The 22,644-nt window shown below is 72.1% G+C and carries 23 protein-coding genes; 12 read left to right on the forward strand and 11 right to left on the reverse strand.

The genetic code is table 11. The features are described from left to right. Position 1: 1 nt before the first annotated feature. From ACZ7OU_RS40140 to ACZ7OU_RS40155, 4 genes are read right to left on the reverse strand one after another with little or no spacing between them, the layout of a single operon-like run. Positions 2 to 628 (reverse strand): TetR/AcrR family transcriptional regulator, encoded by a 627-nt coding sequence (locus tag ACZ7OU_RS40140; protein WP_470259290.1) that lies wholly within the window; start codon positions 626 to 628, stop codon positions 2 to 4. Continuing rightward, positions 616 to 1,839 carry an NAD(P)/FAD-dependent oxidoreductase gene (locus tag ACZ7OU_RS40145; RefSeq protein ID WP_470259291.1) on the reverse strand — a complete coding sequence of 408 codons (1,224 nt, stop codon included), beginning with the start codon at positions 1,837 to 1,839 and terminating at the stop codon, positions 616 to 618. The genes ACZ7OU_RS40140 and ACZ7OU_RS40145 overlap by 13 nt, the downstream gene beginning before the upstream one ends. After that, positions 1,836 to 2,024, reverse strand: a complete 189-nt coding sequence (locus ACZ7OU_RS40150; protein WP_470246116.1) for a ferredoxin — start codon at positions 2,022 to 2,024, stop codon at positions 1,836 to 1,838. Before ACZ7OU_RS40150 ends, ACZ7OU_RS40145 begins: the two co-directional genes overlap by 4 nt. Then, a complete protein-coding gene (locus tag ACZ7OU_RS40155; RefSeq protein ID WP_470246115.1) occupies positions 2,024 to 3,418 on the reverse strand; it encodes a fatty acid desaturase in 1,395 nt (464 codons plus the stop codon). Before ACZ7OU_RS40155 ends, ACZ7OU_RS40150 begins: the two co-directional genes overlap by 1 nt. A gap of 559 nt (positions 3,419 to 3,977) precedes the next feature. On the opposite strand from ACZ7OU_RS40155, the gene ACZ7OU_RS40160 reads away from it, so the two are divergent. The 7 genes from ACZ7OU_RS40160 to ACZ7OU_RS40190 all read left to right on the forward strand — a co-directional run bounded on the left by ACZ7OU_RS40160 (position 3,978) and on the right by ACZ7OU_RS40190 (position 10,522). Next, positions 3,978 to 6,377 carry a sensor histidine kinase gene (locus ACZ7OU_RS40160; RefSeq protein ID WP_470259292.1) on the forward strand — a complete coding sequence of 800 codons (2,400 nt, stop codon included), beginning with the start codon at positions 3,978 to 3,980 and terminating at the stop codon, positions 6,375 to 6,377. Positions 6,378 to 6,429: 52 nt separating this feature from the next. Further along, positions 6,430 to 6,855, forward strand: a complete 426-nt coding sequence (locus ACZ7OU_RS40165; RefSeq protein ID WP_257919794.1) for a roadblock/LC7 domain-containing protein — start codon at positions 6,430 to 6,432, stop codon at positions 6,853 to 6,855. Beyond that, positions 6,852 to 7,220 carry a DUF742 domain-containing protein gene (locus ACZ7OU_RS40170; protein WP_470246113.1) on the forward strand — a complete coding sequence of 123 codons (369 nt, stop codon included), beginning with the start codon at positions 6,852 to 6,854 and terminating at the stop codon, positions 7,218 to 7,220. The genes ACZ7OU_RS40165 and ACZ7OU_RS40170 overlap by 4 nt, the downstream gene beginning before the upstream one ends. A gap of 16 nt (positions 7,221 to 7,236) precedes the next feature. Beyond that, on the forward strand, positions 7,237 to 7,791 hold the full coding sequence (locus ACZ7OU_RS40175; RefSeq protein ID WP_155547369.1) for a GTP-binding protein: 555 nt from the start codon (positions 7,237 to 7,239) through the stop codon (positions 7,789 to 7,791). 286 nt (positions 7,792 to 8,077) lie between these two features. Continuing rightward, complete coding sequence (locus ACZ7OU_RS40180) at positions 8,078 to 9,034, forward strand: tryptophan dimethylallyltransferase family protein (protein WP_470259293.1); 957 nt, start codon at positions 8,078 to 8,080, stop codon at positions 9,032 to 9,034. A gap of 49 nt (positions 9,035 to 9,083) precedes the next feature. Beyond that, the gene (locus ACZ7OU_RS40185; RefSeq protein WP_470246111.1) at positions 9,084 to 9,713 is read left to right on the forward strand and encodes a hypothetical protein; all 630 of its coding nucleotides are present in this window, start codon (positions 9,084 to 9,086) and stop codon (positions 9,711 to 9,713) included. Beyond that, positions 9,710 to 10,522: a hypothetical protein gene (locus ACZ7OU_RS40190; RefSeq protein WP_470259294.1), complete on the forward strand. Its 813-nt coding sequence runs from the start codon at positions 9,710 to 9,712 to the stop codon at positions 10,520 to 10,522. The genes ACZ7OU_RS40185 and ACZ7OU_RS40190 overlap by 4 nt, the downstream gene beginning before the upstream one ends. Here the strand turns inward: ACZ7OU_RS40190 and ACZ7OU_RS40195 are convergent. From ACZ7OU_RS40195 to ACZ7OU_RS40215, 5 genes are all read right to left on the reverse strand, one after another. Continuing rightward, a complete protein-coding gene (locus ACZ7OU_RS40195; protein ID WP_470259295.1) occupies positions 10,519 to 12,804 on the reverse strand; it encodes an ATP-binding protein in 2,286 nt (761 codons plus the stop codon). The two genes, ACZ7OU_RS40190 and ACZ7OU_RS40195, sit on opposite strands and share 4 nt — an antisense overlap. A gap of 522 nt (positions 12,805 to 13,326) precedes the next feature. After that, complete coding sequence (locus ACZ7OU_RS40200; protein ID WP_470259296.1) at positions 13,327 to 13,785, reverse strand: hypothetical protein; 459 nt, start codon at positions 13,783 to 13,785, stop codon at positions 13,327 to 13,329. Positions 13,786 to 14,054: 269 nt separating this feature from the next. Further along, positions 14,055 to 14,873, reverse strand: coding sequence for an RNA polymerase sigma-70 factor (locus ACZ7OU_RS40205; protein ID WP_470259679.1), 819 nt, complete (start codon positions 14,871 to 14,873; stop codon positions 14,055 to 14,057). Between the two features lie 56 nt (positions 14,874 to 14,929). Continuing rightward, entirely contained in the window at positions 14,930 to 15,292 is a 363-nt protein-coding gene (locus ACZ7OU_RS40210) for a DoxX family protein (RefSeq protein WP_470246106.1), read from the reverse strand. A 65-nt stretch (positions 15,293 to 15,357) separates the two neighbouring features. Then, the gene (locus ACZ7OU_RS40215; RefSeq protein ID WP_470246105.1) at positions 15,358 to 15,885 is read right to left on the reverse strand and encodes a winged helix-turn-helix transcriptional regulator; all 528 of its coding nucleotides are present in this window, start codon (positions 15,883 to 15,885) and stop codon (positions 15,358 to 15,360) included. A gap of 92 nt (positions 15,886 to 15,977) precedes the next feature. Here ACZ7OU_RS40215 and ACZ7OU_RS40220 point away from each other — a divergent pair, with 92 nt between their 5' ends. The 5 genes from ACZ7OU_RS40220 to ACZ7OU_RS40240 all read left to right on the forward strand — a co-directional run bounded on the left by ACZ7OU_RS40220 (position 15,978) and on the right by ACZ7OU_RS40240 (position 19,695). After that, complete coding sequence (locus ACZ7OU_RS40220) at positions 15,978 to 16,280, forward strand: putative quinol monooxygenase (RefSeq protein ID WP_470259297.1); 303 nt, start codon at positions 15,978 to 15,980, stop codon at positions 16,278 to 16,280. 1 nt (position 16,281) lies between these two features. After that, a complete protein-coding gene (locus ACZ7OU_RS40225) occupies positions 16,282 to 17,172 on the forward strand; it encodes an NmrA family NAD(P)-binding protein (RefSeq protein WP_470259298.1) in 891 nt (296 codons plus the stop codon). A gap of 11 nt (positions 17,173 to 17,183) precedes the next feature. Further along, positions 17,184 to 17,951 (forward strand): SDR family oxidoreductase, encoded by a 768-nt coding sequence (locus ACZ7OU_RS40230; protein ID WP_470259299.1) that lies wholly within the window; start codon positions 17,184 to 17,186, stop codon positions 17,949 to 17,951. Between the two features lie 116 nt (positions 17,952 to 18,067). After that, the gene (locus tag ACZ7OU_RS40235) at positions 18,068 to 18,961 is read left to right on the forward strand and encodes a TIGR03619 family F420-dependent LLM class oxidoreductase (protein ID WP_470259300.1); all 894 of its coding nucleotides are present in this window, start codon (positions 18,068 to 18,070) and stop codon (positions 18,959 to 18,961) included. Between the two features lie 86 nt (positions 18,962 to 19,047). Continuing rightward, entirely contained in the window at positions 19,048 to 19,695 is a 648-nt protein-coding gene (locus ACZ7OU_RS40240; RefSeq protein ID WP_470246489.1) for a response regulator transcription factor, read from the forward strand. Position 19,696: 1 nt separating this feature from the next. On the opposite strand, the gene ACZ7OU_RS40245 is transcribed toward ACZ7OU_RS40240, so the two are convergent. Together ACZ7OU_RS40245 and ACZ7OU_RS40250 are read right to left on the reverse strand one after the other, a co-directional pair. Then, positions 19,697 to 22,465, reverse strand: a complete 2,769-nt coding sequence (locus ACZ7OU_RS40245; RefSeq protein WP_470259301.1) for an ATP-binding protein — start codon at positions 22,463 to 22,465, stop codon at positions 19,697 to 19,699. Positions 22,466 to 22,467: 2 nt separating this feature from the next. Then, positions 22,468 to 22,599 carry a hypothetical protein gene (locus ACZ7OU_RS40250; RefSeq protein ID WP_470259302.1) on the reverse strand — a complete coding sequence of 44 codons (132 nt, stop codon included), beginning with the start codon at positions 22,597 to 22,599 and terminating at the stop codon, positions 22,468 to 22,470. Between the last annotated feature and the right edge of the window lie 45 nt (positions 22,600 to 22,644).

Consider the following 22,644-nt stretch of genomic DNA (forward strand, 5'->3'; position numbering starts at 1 on the left):
GTCAGCGGTGCCGCAGCGGCGGGGTCGCGTCCACGCCGAGGACGCGGGCGGCGACCCACGCCAGGGAGTCGGCGGTGCGGGCGGGGGTGTCCGACGGCTGCATGACGTGGCTGAGCACCGTGCGCACGACGATGTCGATCACGACGGCGACCTGCTCGTCGGCGAGCGGGGGGCGGTAGGCGGCGACGCGCGCGGTGAGCATCACCTTCGCCCGCGTCAAGAGCGTGCCCGCTTCGGTGGTCAGCAGCGGGAGCAGCTCGGGGGCGGTGCCGTGCGTGGCGGAGGCGATCGCGCGCAGCAGGATGTTGTCGTCGGCCAGCTCGAGGACGGCGCGGACGGCGTCGTACATCGCCTCGACCAGGTCGCTCTCGTGCCGGTCGAAGGCCGCGACGACGACCGAGAGGAACCGGTCGAGCTCGTGGCTGACCATCGCCTCGGCCAGCGCGGCCTTCGAACCGATCTCGTTGTAGACGGTCTGGCGGCTCACGCCGACGACCTCGGCCAGCCGCGCCATCGTGACCGCCTGCCAGCCGGACCGCGCGGTCAGCTCGATCGCCGCGGTGATGATCGGCTGCCGGTGCTGACCACCTTCGGGCGCCGCCGGAAGTGCCGCACTCATGGTCGCCATCCTAGGCCGCACCCGCGAAGGCCAGCGCCTCCTCCTCCCATGCCCCCGCCACCACCCTCAACGGAGGCGCTTCGCGCCACTGTGTCGATCCAGGCGGCTCGCGCGGCCACGCGCCGGCGGTACTTCATGATCTCGCGCGGGCGGTCGACGGTCAGCGCGCCGACGAGCCGGTCGCCGCGCCGGTACAGCGTCACCCCGCGCGCGGACACGACCTCGTCGGCGCGCGGGGTGCCGACGAACTGGATCCGGTGGCCGTACCAGTCGGACCAGAAGTACGGCACGGCTTCGAGTGCCCGCGCCGACGCCGGGTCGAGCGCGTGGCGAGCGGCGGCCGCGCCCTGCTCGGCCGCGTTCGTCCAGTGCTCCGGCCGCATCGGCTCGCCGTCGAACAGCGGGTTCGCCACGTGCGCGACGTCGCCCGCCGCGTAGACACCCGGCGGTCCGGCCGACAGCGTCGCGTCGCACACCACGCCGCGGTCACGCTCGTGCAGCGTCAGCCCGCTGCCCTCGAGCCAGCCGGTGGCCGGCGCCGCGCCGATCCCGGCGACCACGAGGTCCGCGGGCAGGACTTCGCCGGTGGCCAGCCGGACGCCGTCGCCGCCGACGCCGGTGACCTCGGTGGCGAGCCGCAGCTCGGTCCCCGCTTCGCGGTGCAGCGAGGTCAGCTCCGCGCCGGCTTCCGGCCCGACCGCGCGGGCGAGCGGGACGGCCGACGCCTCCACGATCGTCACCGGCAGGCCGCGCTTGCGTGCCGCCGACGCGACTTCCGAGCCGATGAACCCGGCGCCGATCACGACCGTGCGCGCGCCGTCGTCCAGCGCCGCGCGCACCGCGAGGGCGTCTTCGGCCGTCCGCAGCGTGCGCGCTCCCGGAAGGCTTCGAGCGGTCGCGCCGGTGGCGATGACCAAAGCCTCGTAGGGCACGGCCGTGCCCGCGACGGTCACTTCGCGCGCGCCGGTGTCGAGGCTTTCGGCCGGAGCGCCCAGCATCAGTTCGACGCCGAGTTCGTCCCGCAGCGCGGTTTCGGAGTGGAACGGCTCGACGCGGCCGGGCCCGCCGGCGTCGAGGAACGCCTTCGACAGCGGGGGCCGGTCGTAGGGCAGGTGCTCCTCGGCCCCGGCCAGCACGATCCGGCCGCGGTACCCGGTGCGGCGCGCGGACTCCACCGCGCGCAGCCCGGCCAGCGAGGCGCCGACGACGAGGAGGGTCACAGCAGCTTCAACGCCAGCACGGGACAGGAGTCGACCGCCGCGGCGAGGTCCGTCCGGTGTTCCTCGCCGGGGCGCTCGTCGAGCACCACGACCGTGCCGTCGTCGCCCACCTCGAAGAAGTCCGGCGCCATCGCCTCGCACATGCCCAGGCCGTCGCACTTGCCGCGGTCCGCTTCGATCCGCATCACGCACCCACCCGGCCCGGTGCGACGAAGTCGACCTTCTCGCGCACGCCGCAGTCCGGGCAGCACCACGAGTCCGGGATCGCCGACCACGGCGTGCCGGCCGGGAAGCCCTCGCGCGGGTCGCCGAGCTTCTCGTCGTAGACGTAGCCGCAGCCCGGGCACATGCCGCCCTCGCTGGCGTCGCCACGGGTGTCGGCCGTCTCCCGGACATCCCTCGTGACGCGGGTCCCGTAGCGCGCGAGGAGCTTGTCCCGCTTGCCCGGCTGGAGGTTGGCCCGGGAGAGGTCGCCGTCGAAGTGGGCGAGCACGCGCGGGTCCATCACCCGGCGCCACAGCGGCGGGACCAGCGCCAGCACGATCATCCCGGCGTACCCGGTGGGCAGCACCGGCGACTCGGCGAAGTCGCGCAGCGTCTGGTAGCGCCGGGTCGGGTTGGCGTGGTGGTCGCTGTGCCGCTGCAGGTGGTAGAGCAGGACGTTGGTGGCGATGTTGTTGGAGTTCCAGCTGTGGCTGGGATCCACGCGCTCGTAGCGGCGCTTACCGGGCGCGCCGACGCGCTGCCGCAGCATGCCGTAGTGCTCCATGTAGTTGACGACCTCCAGCAGCGAAAACCCGATGACGGCCTGGATCACCAGGTACGGCAGGATTTCCACGCCGAGCCACGCGATCATCGCGGCCCAGAGGACCGCCGACATCAGCCAGGCGTTGAGGACGTCGTTGCCGAGGCGGTACGGGTGCTTGTCCCGGCGGGCGTAGCGCTTGCGCTCCAGGCGCCACGCCGACTTCAGCGAGCCGAAGACGGTGCGCGGCCAGAAGCGGTAGAAGCTTTCGCCGACGCGGCTGCTCGCCGGGTCCTCCGGCGTCGCCACGCGGACGTGGTGGCCGCGGTTGTGCTCGATGTAGAAGTGGCCGTAGAAGCTCTGCGCCAGCGCGATCTTCGACAGCCAGCGCTCGTGGCTTTCCTTCTTGTGGCCCAGTTCGTGCGCGGTGTTGATGCCGATCCCGCCGATGCAGCCGATCGACGCGGCGAGCCCGATCTTGTCGGCGACGCCCAGGTCGCCGCGGGCGATCAGCCAGAACGCGGCGGCGAAGCCGAGGTACTGCACGGGCAGGAAGGCGAAGGTGATCCAGCGGTAGTAGCGGTCCTGCTCCAGCCGTTCGAGGACGTCGTCGGGCGGGTTGCTCTGGTCGAGCCCGGCGAGCAGGTCGATGACGGGCACGATCACGAGGATCACGATGGGCCCGATCCAGAACCAGACGGACCAGCCCGTGGCCGCGTGCAGGCCGATGGCGAGAAACGCCAGGGACGGCACGACCAGGCCGATGAGCCACAGGTAGCGCTTGCGGTCGCGCCACCGCTCGGTCGACCCGGCGGGGATCGTCGCTCCGATCATCACACCCTCCTCCGTTGGCTGGGTTTACAGAACGATAGTGGATGTACAGCTCGATTGACAAGAGTTCGTCCGATGTAAAGCTCGGCGGAATCATCTCTCGCCGCTCGTGACGAAGATCATCTTCCCGGTGTGGCAGCACGCTCTGTTGTCACGAACAGGCCGTCAATGGCGGTCGCCCGGGCACCGCCCCTGCCCGTTCTTTCTCGTCCCGTGAACACCCCGGCGCGGCGAACCGGACTACTTCACTTTCACCCGTTCGGCCCAGTGTGCAAGAGCCGGAAAAACCGCCCGGGCCCGTTACCAGAGGAAATGCGGGTAATCGCCCGGACGCACTCGGTAAACACTGTTCAACAGCCGGCGGACAACCGTCCGGAGACCAGGCCAGGACCACCGCGGCTCAGTGGTTCGTGGTAAAAAACGGACCCTGATCGATTCCGCGGCAACACGGAGGGTGAGGCGAAGACGGGTGACGGCGGCAGCTGTGTCCCATCGTCGTGTCCGCTTCCTCGTCCGGGTCCCCGTTTATCGCCGACCGTCACTCAGGAGTTCGTGAACCGCCGTGCAGAACAAAGACGCTCAGGACGAGTCGGACAAGCCGTACGACAAGTCGATCCGCAAAAGGCTGACCAGGACCGTTCTCATTCCCAGCGTGACCCTGCTGGTGCTGTGGATCGCGGTCTCCTCCTACTTCCTCTTCAACGGCGTTTACGTCCGGCTGGTCGCGGCGTCCGTGCGCGAGGTGTCCATCCCCGCCGCCACGGCGCTCGCCGAGTTCCAGAAGGAACGCCAGACCGCGCTGCAGTACCTCGACGACCCGGCGCTCGGCCCGGGCCGGCTCCAGGTGCAGCAGAAGGCGACCGACGAAAAGCTCGGCGCCCTGCAGGACGCGTTCGCCGCGACGATCTCCAACGCGCCGGACGAGATCGCGGCCAAGGTCAACGCCCTGAAGTCCCAGTTCGACCAGCTGCCTGTGCTGCGCTCGCAGATCAGCTTCCGCAGCATCGACCGCGGCCAGGTCAACAACTACTACAACGGCGTGATGGACACGGCGTCGAACCTCTTCGACACCCAGGCCCGCGTCGTGCCCGACGCCGACGCGGCGACCGGTGGCATCACGGCGACCTCGGTCTTCCGCGCCGGGGACGCCATGTCGCGCGAAACGTCGCTCGTGTCGACGGCCTTCTCGGCCGGTACCTTCGCGCCCGACGACTTCGCCCAGTTCGCGCAGCTGTCCGGGACCTACCGGACGCAGCTGGCGCAGATCGAGCCGTTCCTCGACCCGAGCGTCCGCACCAGGTACCAGACGCTGACCAAGAGCACGGCCTGGCAGCAGCTGGCCACCGCCGAGGTGGGGATCGTCAAGCACGGCCCGTGGTCGCCCAGCGAACAGAACTCCGTGCCCGTGTCCGAAACGGACTGGCTGAACGCGACCAACCAGGTCGCCCAGGGGCTCAACGACCTCGCGATCACCCAGGCGGACAAGGTTTCCGCGGCCGCGATCGACTCCGGTGACGCCCAGCTGCGCAACGTGATCATCGGCAGCATCCTGGCGCTGCTCGCGTCGCTGGCGGCGATCATCGTCGCGGTGCGGGTGTCCCGCTCGCTCGTCGACCGCGCCCTGATGACACGCCTCGCGCGGCTGCGCAACGACTCGCTCGACCTCGCCCGCAACCGGCTGCCGGACATCGTGGCGCGGCTGAAGAACGGCGAAGCCGTCGACCTGAAGGAAGAGCTCCCGCAGCTCGACCACGGCCGCGACGAGATCGGCCAGGTGGCGGAGGCGTTCAACACCGCCCAGCTGACCGCCGTCAACGCCGCGGCGAGCGAGGCGAAAGCCCGCAGCGGCGTGCACAACGTGTTCCTCGGCATCGCGCACCGCAACCAGGTCCTGGTCCACCAGCAGCTGCAGATCCTCGACGAGATGGAAGCCCGCGAGGACAACTCGACGCAGCTGGCCTCGCTGTTCCAGCTCGACCACCTCGCCGCCCGCGCCCGCCGCACCACCGAGAACCTGATCATCCTCGGCGGCAAGCAGCCGGGCCGCCGCTGGCGCAAGCCGGTGGCGCTGATGGAGGTCCTGCGCGCGGCCGTCTCGGAAACCGAGCAGTACGCCCGGGTCCAGGTCGAGCAGGTGCCCGACGTCGCGATCGTCGGCGCCGCGGTGGCCGACACGATCCACCTCGTCGCCGAGCTGGTCGACAACGCGACGTCGTTCTCGCCGCCCGGGTCCCCGGTCGAGGTCACCAGCCGCGCGGTCGCGCGCGGGATCGTCGTCGACGTGTCGGACCAGGGGCTCGGCATGAAGGACGGCGTCCGCGACTGGGCCAACGCGATGATGGCCGAGGCGCCCGAGTTCGACGCGATGGCGCTGCGGGCCGACTCCAGCCTCGGCCTGTTCGTGGTCGCGCGGCTGGCGGCGAAGCTCGGCATGACCGTGACCTTCGACCCGTCCCGCTACGGCGGTCTCCGCGCCACCGTGCTGATCCCGTCCCAGCACCTGGCCGGCCAGCAGGAGGAGCTCCCCGCCGAGCCCGGCTCGTCCCCGGCGGAGACCACCGCGGTCCTCGCCCCGGTGGGCGCACCCGCCGCCGCGGAGAGCTCGAGCGGTTCCCTGGACTCGCCCAGCTCGTTCACCGGCCAGATCCCGATGAAGCGAGAGGCCAAGCCGAGGCCGTACCCGGCACGCGCGCTCACCCCGCCCGACCCGCTGCCCGCCGTGCCGGTGGCCACCCCGCCGCCCGCCGCGGAGCCGGCACCGGCGGCCGCCACACCGGCCGGCCCCACCGACGACCGGCCCCGGCTGCCCCGGCGCGAACCGCAGCAGAACCTCGTCGCCCAGCTCGAAACCGAACCCGACGAAAGCGACGACGTCGTCGCACCCGGCGAGGGGACCGCCCGCACGCTCGCGGCGTTCCACAAGGGCACGCGCCGGGGGCGGGTCCGGTCGGACGATGCCTGATCCCCGACAGCACACAGAAAAGTCCTTAGAGGAAAGTCAAGGTCTCTGACGCATGAACGAGTACGGGAACCCCAAACCCGATCTCAACTGGCTGCTCGACGACGTGGTCAACCGCGTGGTCGGCGCGCAGAACGCCATCGTGCTGTCCGCCGACGGGCTGCTGATCGGCAAGTCGGCCGGCATGAGCAAGGACGACTCCGACCAGCTGTCGGCCATCGCCTCCAGCCTGCAGAGCCTGGCCAAGGGGGTGAGCAAGCAGTTCAACCGCGGCCCCGTGCTGCAGAACATGATCGAGATGGAGCGCGGCTACCTGTTCGTCTCGGCCGCCGGCGCGGGCGCTTGCCTCGCCGTGCTGGCCGCGGACAACGTCGACGTCGAGATGATCGCCTACGAGATGAGCCGCCTGGTCAAACGGGTCGGCGACTACATGGTGTCGGCGCCGCGCGAAGCGGCGCAGATCCTGCGGGAGGCCACGTGAGTGACGAAGGCTGGTACGACGAGGCCGCCGGGCCGCTGGTCCGGCCCTACACGATCACCAGCGGCCGGACACCGTCCGACGCGGCGCGGCTCGACCTGTCGACGCAGGTGATGACGCTGCGCTCGGAGCAGGAGCCGGTCGGGCTGGGCCCGGAGCACGTCGCGATCGTGCAGCTGTGCCGCCACCCGGTTTCGGTGGCCGAGATCGCCGTCTACGTGAAGATCCCGCTGGGGGTCGTGCGCGTGCTCGTCGGCGACCTGATCGAACGCGGCCTCGTGATCACGCGCTCCCCCACCCACAACCCGGCGCAGTCGCCGGACCTCGAAACTCTCCAGGCGGTTCTCGATGGCCTCATCAAGTACTGACGGCACCGGGGCCGACATGGTCCCCACGCCCGTCAAGATCATCGTCGCCGGCGGGTTCGGTGCCGGCAAGACCACCATGGTCGGCTCGGTCAGCGAGATCCCGCCGCTGACCACCGAGGAGGTGCTCACCGAGGCGAGCGCCGGGGTGGACGACCTGTCCGGCGTCGAGCGGAAGACCACGACGACGGTCGCGCTCGACTTCGGCCGGATCACGATCTCGCCGCGGCACGTGCTGTACCTGTTCGGGACGCCGGGCCAGGCGCGCTTCTGGTTCATGTGGGACGACCTCGCGCGCGGGGCGATCGGGACGATCGTGCTCGTCGACACCCGGCGGCTGGAGACCAGCTTCGCCGCGATCGACTTCTTCGAGCGCCGGAAGATCCCGTTCGTCGTCGCGGTGAACTGCTTCGACGCCGCCCCGCGCTACACCGCGGACGAGATCCGGGAGGCCCTCGTGGTCCCGGATCGGGTGCCGATCGTCATGTGTGACGCGCGTGACAGGGATTCGAGCAAGCTCGCGCTGATCCGCTTGGTCAAGCACGCGATGACGGTGGTGCCGGTGCGGGTCTGAGACCTGCGCTTTGTCCGCTCCCTGTCCGGTCCGGACAGCGCCGGTGTCCGATGTGTCCGAGCGTGTCCACCTCGGACACCGGCAAACCCACATGGCCCAATTGGTTGGACCACCCGGGTGCAGCTTTTTAGTTGAGCAAGCATCAAACTGATAGCATCCGCACGTGACGATTCACGTGCCGAAGTTTCCTGAATATATAAGGGAAAACTATCCGGCACAGGGTCGTCTCTTCGGTGACTTTCTGTGCGGGCTTTGGGCCACCGCCTGTGAAGCGCTCGAGGTTCCGGTGGAGCAGTCCGTCCGGACCACGCGGATGCTGCGCGCCCTGCTGCCGCCGTGGGCGCACGAACGGATCGGGGCCGAGCCGGCCGAGCCGTCCTATGTGGCGGACGACGGCTTCCCCGCCGAGATGTCGGTGAACTGGTCCGGGGGCCATCCGGAGCTGCGGGTGCTGTTCGACAGCCTCGGCCACGACGTGGGTCCCCCCGCGGAGAGCGGTTTCCCCCGGCTGCACGAGGTCCGGGAGATCTTCACCCCGCGCGGTGGCCGGCCGTCGCCCGCTCCCCTGTGGCACTCCATCGCCTGGCGTCCGCCGTCGCGGATCGTCCACAAGACCTACTTCGGGCTCTACCTGTGGCCGCACAGCCAGCGCGAGGCGGCGGTGGCCGAAGCCATGGCCCGGCTCGGCATGGCGGCGGCGTGGGACACCACCCGGCGCCGGGTCGAAAGCGTCGAAGGCACCCGGGAGATCGAGTTCTTCGCGGTCGACCTGGCCGACGAGGCCGCGGCCAGGGTGAAGATCTACTACCGCAACCACGGCGCCGGCCTGGCCGAGGTGAACCAGGTCGCTTCGGTGGCGCTGCGCCACGACGCCGACGACGCGCGCGCCGCCTACCGAACCCTGACCGGTGGCCGGGAAGACGCCGGCAAAGCGGCCTTGAGCTGCTTCGCGTTCCGTTCCGGACAGGACCGGGCCGCCGAGTCCACGACCTACCTGCGCCTGCCCGATCTCGCCGCCAGTGACGAAGAAGCCGTCGAACGCACCGCGGAGCTGCTGCACCGCGAAGGCGTCGACCCGGGCCGGTTCCGCCTCCTCACCGCCGCGCTGGCGCCGGGACCGTTGTCCGGGACGGACATCCTCGAGCTGGTGAGCTACCGCACAGCGGGCCGCCGCGGCGACGTGACCACGTACTTCCGGTTCCCCGTGTACGACCGCTCCCGCACTCCTGTTGATCTTGCCTGAAGTCCCGGGAAAGATGATTTCCGCGCAGCACCAAGGTAAGGAGCAGACCGTGACCCAGCAGGACGTCGAGCGCGTGGCCCAGCACAACGAGCAGCGGCAACGGGAGTACGAAGGGTCGGACCTGATCCGGCTGCTGACCGACGCGAGCACCACCGACGACACGAAGAAAGCGGTGCTCACGTACCTGCAGCCGTGGTCGAACGCCTTCCAGCGGATGATCAGCGCCCGGGTCACCTTCGAGAGCGATCCGGAGCTGCGGGCCCTCGCCCTGGAACACCAGGAGGAGGAGATCGGGCACGACAAGATCCTGGCCCGCAGCCGCGCGGACGACCGGCAGCTGGTCTGGGACCCGGTGATCGAAGCGGGCGCGTCGTGGTTCGTCGACCAGTTCGGGATCCTGCCCGGGGTGCAGCGCGCGGTGCTGGCGCACCTGGCCCTCGAAGCCGGCAGCCTGGTGTTCAGCCAGGCCGGCACGCGGGCGTTCCCGCGGGACGAATACTTCGACCTGCACGACGAAGCCGACGTCGAGCACCTCGAGATGGGCTACGAACTGTTGCGCCGCCGCGAAGACTGGACGGTCGACGGCGTCGTCGAGGTGCTCGACCGGGCGTGGCAGGTGATCGGCGTCGTCTCCGACCGCATCGCCGAGTGCGCGCGCCGCGATACGGTGGCGGCATGACCACGACCGACCCGGCTTCGGCCGCTCGCGAAATCGCCGCCGAAGCCGCGCAGGCCTACCAGGAAGCCTTGGGAGAGCGCCTGATCGGCGCGTATCTGCTGGGCAGCCTGTCCTACGGCGGCTACGCCCCGGCGGCCAGCGACATCGACCTGGCGCTCGTCCTGACCGACTCCGACGGCGCGTCGATCGCGGACACGACGGCGGCACTGCAGGAGCGGAGTCCGTTGCACCGCAAGCTGTCGGTGTTCTGGGCGTCGTTGCCGGCGTTGCGCGAAGGCCGCGACGACGGCCGCTTCCCGGCGCTGGACCGCCTGCAGCTGGCCGACCACGGCCGCGTCCTGCTCGGCTCCGACGTCCTCGCGGAGATCGCCCGCCCGGCGGCTTCGGAACTGCTGCTGGAGAGCGCTTCCTTCGCCATCACCGTCCTGGCGACGCCTGAGGTGACGGCGGAGTTCCGCGAGCCGCGCCGGCTGCTGGTGGACACGGTGTGGTTCACGAAGGCGGTGCTGTTCCCGGTCCGCTTCCTGTACTCCGGAACACTGGCCTCCGGTCGTGCGGCGAACAACGACGAGGCGATCGAGTGGTACCTGGCCCGGCCGGACGCCCCGGCGAAGACGCTGGTGCGGCTGGCGTTGCGGGTCCGGGAGGGGCATCCGCTGGACGCGGACGAGCTGCGCCCGGAGCTGGCGGCGGGGCTGGTTCCGTTGTACCGCTACTACATCGAGGACCAGCTGCGGCAGCTGAAGGAGATCGACGCGCCGGCCGAGCTGGTGGCGGCGTTCGCCGACTGGGACGCACGGCTCGGCTAGCGCCGGAAGACCTGGGCCGCCCAGGCGGCGACCTGGCTGCGCGAGTCGAACTCCAGCTTGCGCAGGATCCGGTTCACGTGCCCCTCGGCCGTCCGGCGGGAGATGACCAGCTTGTCCGCGATCTCCTGGTTGGACCGCCCGTCCGCGATCAGGAGCGCCACCTCGTGCTCCCGGTCCGTCAGCGGTGTCGGCCGCGCCGGGCCGGGGGCCGGTGACGGCGTCGCGTCGCCCAGCGCGTAGGCGATCGCTTCCTCCAGGCCGAACTCGCGTCCCCGGCGGAAGGCCGCGTCGAACGGGCCCTCCCCCAGCCCCTGGCGCGCCCGCGTCTCGCACTCCCCGTGCGGGGCACCGAAGTACCGCGAGCCGAACATCGGGAACCCGACCGACTGCCAGATCGGCTGGACGGACCCGAGCATCGTCGCCGCCGGTTCCCAGTGGCCGCGGGCGGCTTCGTTCCAGGCCAGCACCTCGATCGCCAGCACGATGCCCAGCAGGTCGTGGAACTTCCGCTTGACGCGCAGGCAGTGCCGCCCGTGCTCGGCCGCCGCCGCGAAGTCGCCGCGGGCCATGGCAACCAGGGCCTGCACGAAGATCGCGTACGCCTGCGCCCACTGCTCGCCGTGGGCGACACCGGTCGCGCACGCCTCTTCGCACAGCTCGCCCGCGCGGTCGAGGTCACCCAGGAAGATCGACGCGACCGCCAGCTCGATACCGGCCAGCATCACGTTGCTGTTGAGCTCGCCGAGCTGCCGGTACCGGGCCTGCGCCTCCTCGAAGAGCGCCTTCGCGTCGCCGACGTCGTCGCCGACCAGGAGGTTGCAGCCGAGCCGGTGCGTCGCGTAGGCCAGCGCCACGTCGTCACCGGTCTGCCGGGCGTACGCGCGGCACTCCTCCAGCATCGCGACCGCACCGGCGTTGTCGCCCTGCAGCGTCGCGACGTACCCGTTGACCCACAACGCCTTCGCGCGTTCGCCGCCGGGTTCGGGGGAAAGCGCGAGCGCGCGGTCGAGCCAGTGCCGGCCTTCGCCGAACACCCCGCAGCCCGCCCAGTAGAACCAGAGCGTCGAGGCGAGGCGGAGGCCGGTTTCGAGCTCGCCCGGCACCGTGAGGCTGTACTCCAGCGCGGCCCGCAGGTTCGCATGCTCCAGGCGGGTCCGGCGGAAGGTCTCGGCCTGCTCCGGGCCGAACCACTCCCGTTCGCTGCGCACCGCCAGGTCGAGGTAGTGGTCTCGCATGGACCGCAGGACGGCGTCCGCCTCCCCGGACGCGGCCAGCTTCTCCCGGCCGAACTGCCGCAGCGGCTCCAGCAGCCGGAAGCGCCCGGCTTCGCGGATCAGCACCGACTTCTCCACCAGCCCGGCGAGCCCGGCCCGGACGTCCTCGCCCGGGCAGACGCGCTCGGCCGCCGGCAGGTCGAAGCCGCCGGCGAACAGCGACGTCCGGGCCCACAGGCGCCGTTCGGCCGGGTCGCACAGCCGGAAGCTCCAGTCGACGGCGGCCAGCAGCGTCTGGTGCCGGGGCTCACCGCCCCGTTTCACCGTCCCGGGCAGCCGGAAGCAGTCGCCCAGCCCGGATTCCAGCTCCGCCAGCGTCAGCACCCGCAGGCGCACGGCCGCCAGCTCGATCGCCAGCGGGATACCGGCCAGCATGCGGCACACCTGCGCCACGCGCTCCTGGTTCTCCGCGGTGACGGCGAACCCCGGGTCGACGGCGGCCGCGCGTTCGGCGAACAGCGTCAGCGCCGGATACCGCAGCCAGGCCCCGCCGGCCAGCGGGCGGCCGGGTTCCGGCAGCGGCAGCGGCGACACCGGCCAGAGGTGCTCGGCGGCGAGCGCGAGCCGCTCCCGGCTGGTCGCGAGCAGCCGCAGTCCGGGCGCGGCCCGCAGCAGGTCGTGCGCGAGCGCGGCGCAGGGTTCGAGGACGTGCTCGCAGTTGTCCAAGATGACCAGCAGCCGCCGGTCCCGCAGGTGCTCGGCGAGCACCCGCGCCGGCGCCCGGCCGGTTTCGTCGTGGATGCCCAGCGCTTCGAGCACGGTGTGCGCGACGAGCGCCGGATCCTGCAGCCCGGCGAGCTCGACCAGCCAGACGCCATCGGGAAACGCCCGCGACAGCCCGGCGGCGGTCTGCACGGCCAGCCGCGTCTTGCCGACGCCGCCCACGCCGGTCAGCGTGACCAGCCGGGCCCGTGTCAAAAGGTGCTTGACCTCGGCCACCTCGGACCTTCGCCCCACGAAGCTCGTGGTCTCCGCGGGCAGGTTTCCCGTCACGCCGGACTTCCCCACCCGTGCACCGTAAGGACGCCCGCGCGGGCCGGTCAATGCGGACCCCTCGGAGGAAGCAACCGCCCCGGGTGGCGGGGAGGTGGTTCGGGGGTGGGTGAGCTGGTGCGGCTGGTCGGCTCCTGACGACGCTCGGGCACTGGAGCCGCGCGGCCGCGACGGGGCGCCTCACGCGGCACACCCCGCCGGCTCCCCACGACGCCTCGGCCACCGGAGCTGGGCGACCACGGCCGGGCGCCTCAGGCCGCCCAACGCGGGCACGCCGCTACCCCCACCGGCACCGCCCGGCCGCCGACGCTGGGCGACCACGGCCGGACGCCTCAGGCGACGCAGCGCGCGTGTGCTGGTGAACCCACCGGCGCCGCGCGGCCACGACCGGGCGCCCGAGGCGGCGCAGCGCGGGTGGACCGACTCCCCACGCGCCGCCCGACCACCCGCGTCGCGCGGCCACGGCCGGGCGCCTCACGCGGCACAGCACAAGCGCGCCGCCCGACCCACCGGCGCCCAGCGACCCAGCCGGGTGGCTCAGGCGTCGGGGAGGCTGTACAGCGTGGGTGCGTCGCCGCCGTGCATTGCCGACAGGCTCGTGCGGCATGCCTGGCGGACCTCGCGGTTGGCCGCCGAGTCGGCCTGGCCGCAGCGGGGGCAGTACAGGTGGACCGCGCCCGGTGGTGTCTCGTCGACGGCCACGTCGACCGGGCACTCGCAGCGGCGGCACCAGCGGTGGCCGGTGACGACGAGGACGTGCAGCACGTTGCCCACGCACTGGTGCGCCCAGCACCGGTGGACGTAGCAGGTGCTGCGGGTGTGCGGGTTGAGGCCGTGCTCTTCCGCCGTGTCCTCGGCGGCCAGGATGGCGGCCAGCCGCCGGTCGTCGAGGTCGGCGTAGCGGTCTCTCGGCCCCGAGGTGGCCGGTCGCGGCTCCGGGACGTCCGCGGGGGCAGCGACGACCCGGAGAAGGGGACGCGACCGGCCGTGCACCATGGGTTGTCCGACCTCCTGCGGTCGTCGGGGGCCCGACCAGCTTGCGCCGGGGCACGCGCGGCCACACCCGTACAAGTACCTGACTCCATACCTGTCCCACCCTCACGTGCCGCGCCCGCGGCGCTACTGTCCGCCGTCGCGTCGGTCGCGGGGCGGCTTCACGGCCACGCCCGACGTCGAACCCGTGCGCACGTCGCCGGCCCTGCGCGGCGGAGCCGCTCAAGTCCGTCCGCGCGCTCGCTGTGGGTTCCACGCCCGTCTGAACGCTGTCACCGCAGCGTCAGCGACGTCTCCGACTCGACGCGGGTCAGCTTCTCCGGGTTGCGCACGTAGTACAGGCCGGTGATGCGGCCGCCCTCGACGCGGACGGCCATGACGCCGTCGAGCTCGCCGTCCAGGTGCAGGGCGAGCCCGGGGTTGCCGTTGACGACCGTGAGGGCGCTGGTGAGCTTCGCTTCGGTCCGGCCGATGCCGCCGGTCATGAACCGGACCACCCTGTCCGCGCTCGCGATCGGCCGCAGCGCCGCCTGCTTGACGCCGCCGCCGTCGCTGACCAGGACGACGTCCGGGGCGAGGACGTCGAGCAGGCCCTGCAGGTCCCGGGTCTCCATCGCGCGCTGGAACGACGCCAGCACGGCCCGGGTCTCGCCGGCGGAGACCGTCTCGCGCGGGCGGCGGGCGTCGACGTGCTTGCGGGCTCGGTGCGCGATCTGGCGGCAGGCCGCCTCGGTCTTCCCCACGGCGCCGGCGATCTCGTCGTAGCCGAAGTCGAAGACCTCCCGCAGCACGAAGACGGCGCGCTCGGTCGGCGACAGCGTCTCGAGGACGAGCATGAGAGCCATCGACACGCTCTCGGCGAGCTCGACGTCTTCGGCGACGTCCGGCGCGGTGAGCAACGGCTCAGGCAGCCACGGCCCGACGTAGGCCTCCCGGCGGCGCTTCACCGTGCGCAGCCGGTTGAGCGACAGCCGCGTCGTGATGCGGACCAGGTAGGCGCGCTGGTCGCGCACCTGCCCGAGGTCGATGTCGGCCCAGCGCAGCCACGTCTCCTGGAGGACGTCCTCCGCGTCGGCGGCCGACCCGAGCATCTCGTAGGCGACGGTGAAGAGCAGGTTCCGGTGGGCGACGAAGGCTTCGGTCGCGCTCACGCGCGCCCCCAGGCCACGAAGACGGCGATGGCGAGGTAGGTCAGGTTCAGCGCGACGAACTTCGCCTCGCCGTGGCGCAGGTGGGTGATCATGGCCCCGATCATGAGCAGGACCCAGCAGCCGGCGGTCACCGGGACCAGGGCGGGGGCGATGCCGAGCGCGGCGGGCAGGATCAGGCCGGCCGCGGCCAGGAGTTCGAGCACCCCCAGCGTCTTGACGAAGCCGACGCTGCGTTCGGCGGTCCATTCCCCGCCGGGCGCCGCGGCGAGCTTCGCCTTCGGCACGAACGTCTTGCTGGCGCCGCCGGTCAGGGCTACGACGGCGAGCAGGCCGGCGGCGATCCAGAGTGCGATGGTCATGAGGTCTCCTTTGGTCGGCCTCAAGACACCGGGTACGCCGTCGCTGTGACAGAGCATGACGCGGGTCACCCGGCCGGCCGCCCCGCGACCGGTTCCAGCAGCCGCCGTGGCGCGGCGAACGCGGCCGACACCGGGTCCGGCTCGCCCGCCTGGGGCTCGTAGCCAGGGCCCGGCTCGATGCGGATCTCCGGGACCGGGACCAGTGCCCCGCACTCCGCACAGCGGCCGTCCGGGTCGAGGCGGCCGCCGTCGGCGTCGTGGCGGGTCGTGCGCTTCTCGCCGGCCGGGGAGTAGAACGTGTCGCCCCAGCCCATCAGCGCGCGCACGATCGGCCACAGCGCGAGGCCCTTGTCGGTCAGCCGGTATTCGACGACGCCGTCGTCCTCGCGGACCAGCACGCCCTCCTGCACCAGGGACTTCAGGCGGCTGGTCAGGACCGCGCGCGGGATGCCGAGCTGGGTGGCGAAGTCGCCGAACCGCCGGACGCCGAAGAACGCGTCGCGGACGATCAGGAGCGTCCAGCGCTCGCCGACGACCTCCAGGGAGCGCGCCAGCGAGCAGTTGCGGTCCGCGTAGGTGCTGGGGAGAGCCATGCCCCCAGCGTACACCGGGTAGTTCGTTCATTGAACTGACTCGTGCTACGGTGAGGTAGTTCAGTGAATGAACTCCCCCTCTGGAGGGTCCCGTGTACCAGTTCCTCGTCTCCTTCACGGTCCGGCCGGACCACCACGACGACTTCGTCCGCCTGGCCGCGAAGACCGCACGCGACTCCCTCGCGCACGAGCCGGGCTCCCGCCGGTTCGAGGTCATCGCCGACGAGGAGAACCCCGACGTCTTCTACCTCAACGAGGTCTACGCCGACGTCGCCGCCTTCGACGCCCACGCCGGCGGCCCCCACTTCGGCGCGTTCTTCGCCGAGGCCGCCACCTACGCCGAAGGCCCGACCTGGCTCATGCGCGGCACCCTCGTCGGCGAAGAGGCGGGCTGAGATGGCGCTCTTCCTCGTCACCGGCGCGGCCGGCAAGACCGGCGGCGCGACCGCCCGCCTCCTGCTCGCCCGCGGCCACCGCGTCCGGGCCATGGTGCGCCGGGACGACGACCGCTCACGCGCGCTCGCCGCGGCGGGTGCCGAGGTGGTCCAGGCGGACTTCCTCGACCTCGACGGCGTCACCGCCGCCCTGCGCGACGTCAGCGGCGCCTACTTCTGCTACCCGATCCGCGAGGGGCTGCTCGAAGCGACCGTCAACTTCGCCCAGGCCGCAACGGAAAACGGCGTCCGCTCGCTCGTCGACATGTCGCAGATCTCCGCCCGCCGCGAGGCGCGCAGCAACGCGGCCCGGCAGCACTGGCTGGCCGAACGCGTGCTGGAGCGCACCGGCCTGCTGACGACGCACCTGCGGCCGACGTTCTTCGCCGAGTGGCTCACCTCGTGGTGGGAGCTGCGCGACGGCGAAGGCCTCCTGCGTCTCCCCTTCGGCGAAGGACGGCACGCGCCGATCGCCTCGGCCGACCAGGCGCACGTGATCGCCGCGGTCCTGACCGACCCCGAGCCGCACGACGGCGCCGCGTACACCCTGCACGGCCCGGTCGAGCTCGACCACCACGAGATCGCCGGGATCATGGCCGCCACCCTCGGCATCCCGGTGCGCTACGAGCCGATCAGCGTCGAAGAGTTCACCGCGGCCATGACCGCGCGCGGGCTGCCCGCGCACCTCGTCCAGCACCTCGGCAACGTCGCCGTCGACTACCGCGACGGCGTGTTCGCCGGCACCAACGACGTCGTCGAGGAGATCGGTGGCGTGACACCGCAGTCGGTCGAGCAGTTCGTCCTGGCGCAGAAGGACACCTTCACCACCAACGGCCCCAACTTCGTTTCCTGAGGAGCACCACCATGTCGTCCGTACTCATCACCGGCGCGTCCAAGGGCATCGGCCGCGCGATCGCGCTCGAGCTGTCCCGCCGCGGCCACGGGGTGATCGCCACCGCGCGGAACCCCGAAGCGCTGGCCGACCTGCCCGTCGACCGGCGGCTGCGCCTCGACGTCGCCGACCAGGACAGCGTCGACCGCGCCGTCCGGGACGCCGGCGAGGTCGACGTCCTGATCAGCAATGCCGGCGAAACCGTGCGCGCGCCGCTGGAAACCGTTCCGCTCGACGAGGTCGAACGGCTCTTCCGGCTCAACACCGTGGGCGCGCTGCGGGTCGCGCAGGCCGTGCTGCCCGCGATGCGCGAACGCGGATCGGGCCACCTCGTCTTCGTGTCGAGCATCCAAGGGCGGCTCGTGCTGCCGATCATCGGTCCGTACGCCGCCAGCAAGTGGGCCCTGGAGGCGATCGCCGAGACGCTCGCCATCGAGACGGGCCACTTCGGCGTCGACGTCAGCATCGTCCAGCCCGGCGCGGTTTCTTCGGGCGGCGGCGAGCGCGCGAAGGTCTTCTTCGGGGACGACGACCCGTACACCCCGCTGTACGACCAGCTTTCCGCCCTGCGCGGCGAGGTCGTGACGCCCGAAGAAGTGGCCGTCACGGTGGCCACGACGATCGAGCAGGCCGCGCCTCCGCTGCGCGTGCCGGTCGGGGCGCCCGCCGAGAAAGCCTTGCGGGCGCGGAAGGAAGCTCCGGAGAACGAGCCGTTCCTGTTCGCGAAGATCGACTGGTAGCCCGAGCCACGCGGCCGCTCCGGCGCTCGCCTGAAGTCCGGACCTACTTGAACGAGCAACTAAACGGGAGTACTACTGGCATCAGGAAGATCCATTCGTTCTTCAGGGGAGAGTTCATGCAGTTGGGGTTCAGCCTGCCGGTCTTCGGCAAGGCAGCCGCCACACCGGGCGGGATCGCCCGGTACGCGCGCGAGGCCGAACAGGCCGGGGCAGCCGGTCTCTGGGTCGGTGACCGGCTGCTCTCGCCGGTCACTCCCGTCGTCGCCTACCCGGGTTACGACACCATGCCCGAGGAGTTCCACACCGCCCAGGACCCGTTCACCGCGCTGGCCGTCGCCGCCGCCGTGACCGAGACGGCGATCCTCGGCTCCAGCACCATCAACGCCACCCAGTACCAGCCCGCGAACTTCGCGCGGCTGCTCACCAGCATCGACGTCGCCAGCAACGGGCGGCTGCTGCCCGGCCTGGGCATCGGCTGGTCGCCCGACGAGTACACCGCCGTCGGCATCCCGATGAACGAACGCGGGAAGCGGCTGGACGACCTGCTCGACCTGCTCGAGACCTGGTGGACCCGCGACCTGGTCTCGCACGACGGTGTCGGCTACGCCATCGCCGAGTCGCACGTCGACCTCAAGCCGGTGCGGAAGCCGCCGGTGCACCTGGCCGGGTTCGGCGAGAAGTCGCTGCGCCGGGTCGCCGAGCGGGCCGACGGCTGGCTGCCCGTCTGGTCGGTCCCCGAGCAGTTCCCCGCGGACGTGCTGATCTCGACCCTGGCCAAGATCCGCGCCGACGCCGAAAAGGCCGGGCGGGACCCGAAGGCCATCGGCACGGCGCTGCGCGTGAACGCCGCGCCGGGCACGGAACCGGAGCTCATCGCCGAGTCGGTGAAGAAGATCGTCGAGGTCTTCGAACCGGACCACACCTTCGTCGACATCAGCTACCTGACGAGCAGCGTGGACGAGCACCTCGACCTCACCGGCAAGCTGCTGGACCTGGTCGCCCGGGACTGATCGACACCGCGTCGCACTGTCCGGGCGGAGGTGGCCCGGACAGTGCGATACTGCGGGGTGTGCGCACCCAAGGGAAAGACGACAGCGTGATCCGCCTGGTGATCGTCGACGACGAGCCGATGGTGCTCGCGCACCTGCGTACGGTGCTGACCTCCGCCGGCGACATCGAGATCGTCGGGCAGGCGCAGGACGGCGCCGAGGCCGTCGAGGCCGCGGGCCGCTTCCGGCCCGACGTCATGCTGATGGACCTGCGGATGCCCGGCGTGGACGGGCTGACCGCGATCGAACGCATCGTCAAGCTCCCCAACCCGCCGTCGGTCGTCGCGCTCACGACGTTCGACACCGACAGCTACGTCCTCAAGGCGTTGCGGGCCGGGGCATCGGGCTTCCTGCTCAAGTCGACGCCCCCGGAGGACCTGATCGGGCTGGTGCGTGTCGCCGCCGACGGGCACACAGTGCTGTCCAAGGAGGCCGCGCGCCGGATGGTCACCGCGTCGGCCGGCGAGCACGAGCGTTCGCAGGAGGCCCGGGAACGCACGTCCGACCTCACCGACCGCGAGCTCGACATGCTGGTCTGCCTCGGCGAGGGCATGTCGAACGCCGCCATCGCGGCCAAGCTGCACCTGTCCGAGGCGACGGTGAAGAGCTACGTCTCGCGGATGCTGACCAAGCTGGGTTGCGCGAACCGGACGCAGGCTGGTCTGCTGGCTCACGAAGCGGGTCTCGCGGGCTGACTCAGGCGCTGCTGCGCGCCCCGAAACCCCACGCGCCGAAGACTTCGGCGAGTTCCGCGCGACCCGAGATGCCGAGCTTCCGGTAGCAGTTCGTCAGGTGCTTCTCGACCGCGCGCCGGGTCACGTTGATCTCCGCCGCGATCTCGCCGTTGGTCAGCCCGTCGAGAGCGAACGCGACCACCCGGCCTTCTGCCTCGCTGAGCGCCGCCGACGGTCCGGCGGCCGCGGTCGTTTCCTCGGCCGTACGGCAGGTGAGCCACGGCGCGCCGCAGCCCTCCGCGAGCCGGTAAGCCTCGCGGAACCGGTCGTCGGCCTCCGCCTTTCCGGTGCCGCGCAGCAGCGCGCCCTCCGCCAGCAGGGCGCGGACCAGCTCCAGCCGGTCCCCCGACGCCCGGGACGTCACGATCGACTCCGCCACCATGCGGTCGGCCTCGGCACCCGAGGACAGCGACGCCTTGATCCGCAGCGCGCGGCCGATCGGCGCCGGCGCGCCCCAGTGGCGGGCCCAGCGGACCTCGTCGTCGATCAGCTCGCCGGCCGAGACGGGGTCGCCGAGCCGCCGCTGCAGCCACGCGCTCCACGTCCGCCACGGGAAGAGCGCCGGGTTCCGCCAGCCCGCCCGGTGCAGGGCCGCGCCGCAGTCGAGGAACTTCGCCAGCGCGCCCCGGGGGTCCTCGACCGCCGTGGCGGCCCCGCGCAGCATCAGCAGCGCGGCCCGGACGTGCAGGCCGGTCCGCGCGAGCGCGTGCTCGTCGTAGTGCTCGACCAGCGTCGCGGCGAGCCGCTCGTCCCGGGTGACCACCGCGATCGCGACGAGCGCCATCACCAGCGACTCGGGTGCTTCGCCCAGGTTCCCGCCGATCAGCTCGTACGCCTCCCAAGCCGACGACCGGGCGCGCGTGAGTTGCCCGGTCTGGGCCAGCACCGCCCCGCGCGTGGCGATCAGCGAAGCCGGGCGCGCCGGGCGGCCGCGGACCGGTTCGCCCGCCGCGCTCTCCAGCCATGACGACGTCGTGTCGAGCGCCCCCGCGGTGAGCGCGGAGATGATCAGCAGCGGCGCGGTGCCCGCGAACTCCGCGGACGACGCGGGGGCGCAGCGCAGCAGCCGGTCGGTCAGCTCGGCCACGGTCGCCGCGGGCAGCCCGGCGCTCAGCGTGGCCGCGTGCAGCAGGACCGCCAGCAGCTCGCGTTCGGCGAGGGTGGCGAGCGGCGGCTCCGGGCCCAGCTCGCGCAGGCGGTCGACCGCGACGGCGAGCTGCGCGGGGTCTTCGCAGCGGGTGAGCCGGATCCGCGCCTCCAGGCGGAGCCCGGACTGCGCACCGGCGTCCTCTTGGGCGACCCCGGCGACGAGGACGGCGGCTTCCGGGCGGAGGAACGCCGAGAGCGGCAGCAGGGTGACCGCTTCGGCCCGTTCGCGCGGGGTGGGCAGCAGCCCGATCGCCTGCGTGAGGTGCCGGATCGCGGCGGAGATGTCGAACGCGGCTTCGGTGAGGGCCAGGTCCACCAGCCGCCAGCCGCGCTCCGGTCCGTCGGGCGGCAGGTCGAGCAGCGCGCGGCGCAGGTAGCGCGCCGCCGTCTCGGGCTCTCCGCGTTTCGTCGCGGCGTCGGCGGCCGTGCGCAGTTCCTCCGGCATCCACGGCGACGGCGACGGCGCGGGCACCTCGAGCAGCTGGACGGCGACCGTCTCCGCTGCGAACCCGGCCTCGTGGAACACGGTCGCCGCGCGCACCCGCAGCCGCAGGTCCTCCTGCGCGGTCATCGACGCTTCGATCGCGGTCCGCAGCACGGGTGCGGCGAACCGCGGCGGGCAGGCCGGGGCGAGCACCCCCAGCCGGTCCAGCGCCCGCACGGCTTCCGCGACGGCGACCGAGTCGGCGCCGGTGAGGTGTTCGACCAGCCACGGCTGGGCGTGCTCACCGAGCACCGCGATCGCCCGGGCGCAGTCGCCGACCTGCGGAGGCAGCACGGCGAGCTGAGCGGAAAGCCGTTCCCGCAGCACCGACGGCCCCCGGTGCGGCCGGCCACCACGCACGACTTCGGTGAGGTACAAGGGATTTCCGGCACTGGCCGCGTGACAGGCGGCGACGGCGCGCGGGTCACCGGCCCGGCCGTCGGACACCGCGCGCAGCACGGCCCCCACGCCGTCTTCGGACAGGTTCGCCGGCCGGATCCGGGTCTTCGCCAGCTCCCACAGCTCACGGATCGCGGGCCGGTCGGCCCCGGGGGCCCCTTCCCGCACGGCGACGACGAGCGCGCAGGGCAGCTCGTGGATCCGCCGCGCGCAGTGCCGCAGCCAGGTGAGCGACTGCCGGTCGGCGACGTGCAGGTCATCGACCAGCACGACGAGCGGCCGGTCGGCGCTGATGGCGGCGAGCAGGCCGAGCAGTCCGTGCACGGTCAGCACATCGTTGTGGTCACCGGGTTCCCACCCGGGCCAGCCCGGAGCCCCGGGGAACAGCCACCGCGCACCCCCGGCGGCCCCGGCGAACCACCGATCGGCGTCCGAGGCATCCGCTTCGGCGACGAGCGGTTCGAGAATCTGGCAGGCGATGCCGAAGTCGAAGTCTTGTTCAGTGCGGCTGGCGGCGGCGGTGAGCACCCGTGGGCCGTCGGGGTCGGCTTCGGCCGAGCGGAGGAGTTCCTTGAGCAGAGCGGACTTCCCGACACCGAGCTGCCCGGTGACGACGGTGACCGAGCCATCCCCCACCCGCGCGGCGGCGATGGCGTCCCGCAGCCGCCGCAGTTCGGCCTCACGTTCCGGTAGAGGCACGGTCAGCCCTCCCCGCCGGTGGTGGTTGGCGCCTCGGCGAGCTGCCGCTTGCCGTTGGTCGGGTGGAGCCCAGCCGTCCGCCGGGTCGCCGCGATCCCGGCGCCGGAGATCCCTGCCGCAACCAGCCTCGCCACCCGGCGAAGCCCAACCGTCTGCCGGGTCATCGCGATCCCGGCGCC

Source organism: Amycolatopsis sp. NPDC114505 (genome assembly GCF_055633615.1).

Excerpts from the sequence above, each read along its gene's own strand:
- ACZ7OU_RS40140 (WP_470259290.1), bottom strand. The coding sequence starts at position 628 with ATGGCGACCATGAGTGCGGCACTTCCGGCGGCGCCCGAAGGTGGTCAG.
- ACZ7OU_RS40150 (WP_470246116.1), bottom strand. The coding sequence starts at position 2,024 with ATGCGGATCGAAGCGGACCGCGGCAAGTGCGACGGCCTGGGCATGTGC.
- ACZ7OU_RS40155 (WP_470246115.1), bottom strand. The coding sequence starts at position 3,418 with ATGATCGGAGCGACGATCCCCGCCGGGTCGACCGAGCGGTGGCGCGAC.
- ACZ7OU_RS40165 (WP_257919794.1), top strand. The coding sequence starts at position 6,430 with ATGAACGAGTACGGGAACCCCAAACCCGATCTCAACTGGCTGCTCGAC.
- ACZ7OU_RS40175 (WP_155547369.1), top strand. The coding sequence starts at position 7,237 with ATGGTCCCCACGCCCGTCAAGATCATCGTCGCCGGCGGGTTCGGTGCC.
- ACZ7OU_RS40190 (WP_470259294.1), top strand. The coding sequence starts at position 9,710 with ATGACCACGACCGACCCGGCTTCGGCCGCTCGCGAAATCGCCGCCGAA.
- ACZ7OU_RS40200 (WP_470259296.1), bottom strand. The coding sequence starts at position 13,785 with ATGGTGCACGGCCGGTCGCGTCCCCTTCTCCGGGTCGTCGCTGCCCCC.
- ACZ7OU_RS40205 (WP_470259679.1), bottom strand. The coding sequence starts at position 14,873 with ATGCTCGGGTCGGCCGCCGACGCGGAGGACGTCCTCCAGGAGACGTGG.
- ACZ7OU_RS40210 (WP_470246106.1), bottom strand. The coding sequence starts at position 15,292 with ATGACCATCGCACTCTGGATCGCCGCCGGCCTGCTCGCCGTCGTAGCC.
- ACZ7OU_RS40215 (WP_470246105.1), bottom strand. The coding sequence starts at position 15,885 with ATGGCTCTCCCCAGCACCTACGCGGACCGCAACTGCTCGCTGGCGCGC.
- ACZ7OU_RS40225 (WP_470259298.1), top strand. The coding sequence starts at position 16,282 with ATGGCGCTCTTCCTCGTCACCGGCGCGGCCGGCAAGACCGGCGGCGCG.
- ACZ7OU_RS40230 (WP_470259299.1), top strand. The coding sequence starts at position 17,184 with ATGTCGTCCGTACTCATCACCGGCGCGTCCAAGGGCATCGGCCGCGCG.
- ACZ7OU_RS40235 (WP_470259300.1), top strand. The coding sequence starts at position 18,068 with ATGCAGTTGGGGTTCAGCCTGCCGGTCTTCGGCAAGGCAGCCGCCACA.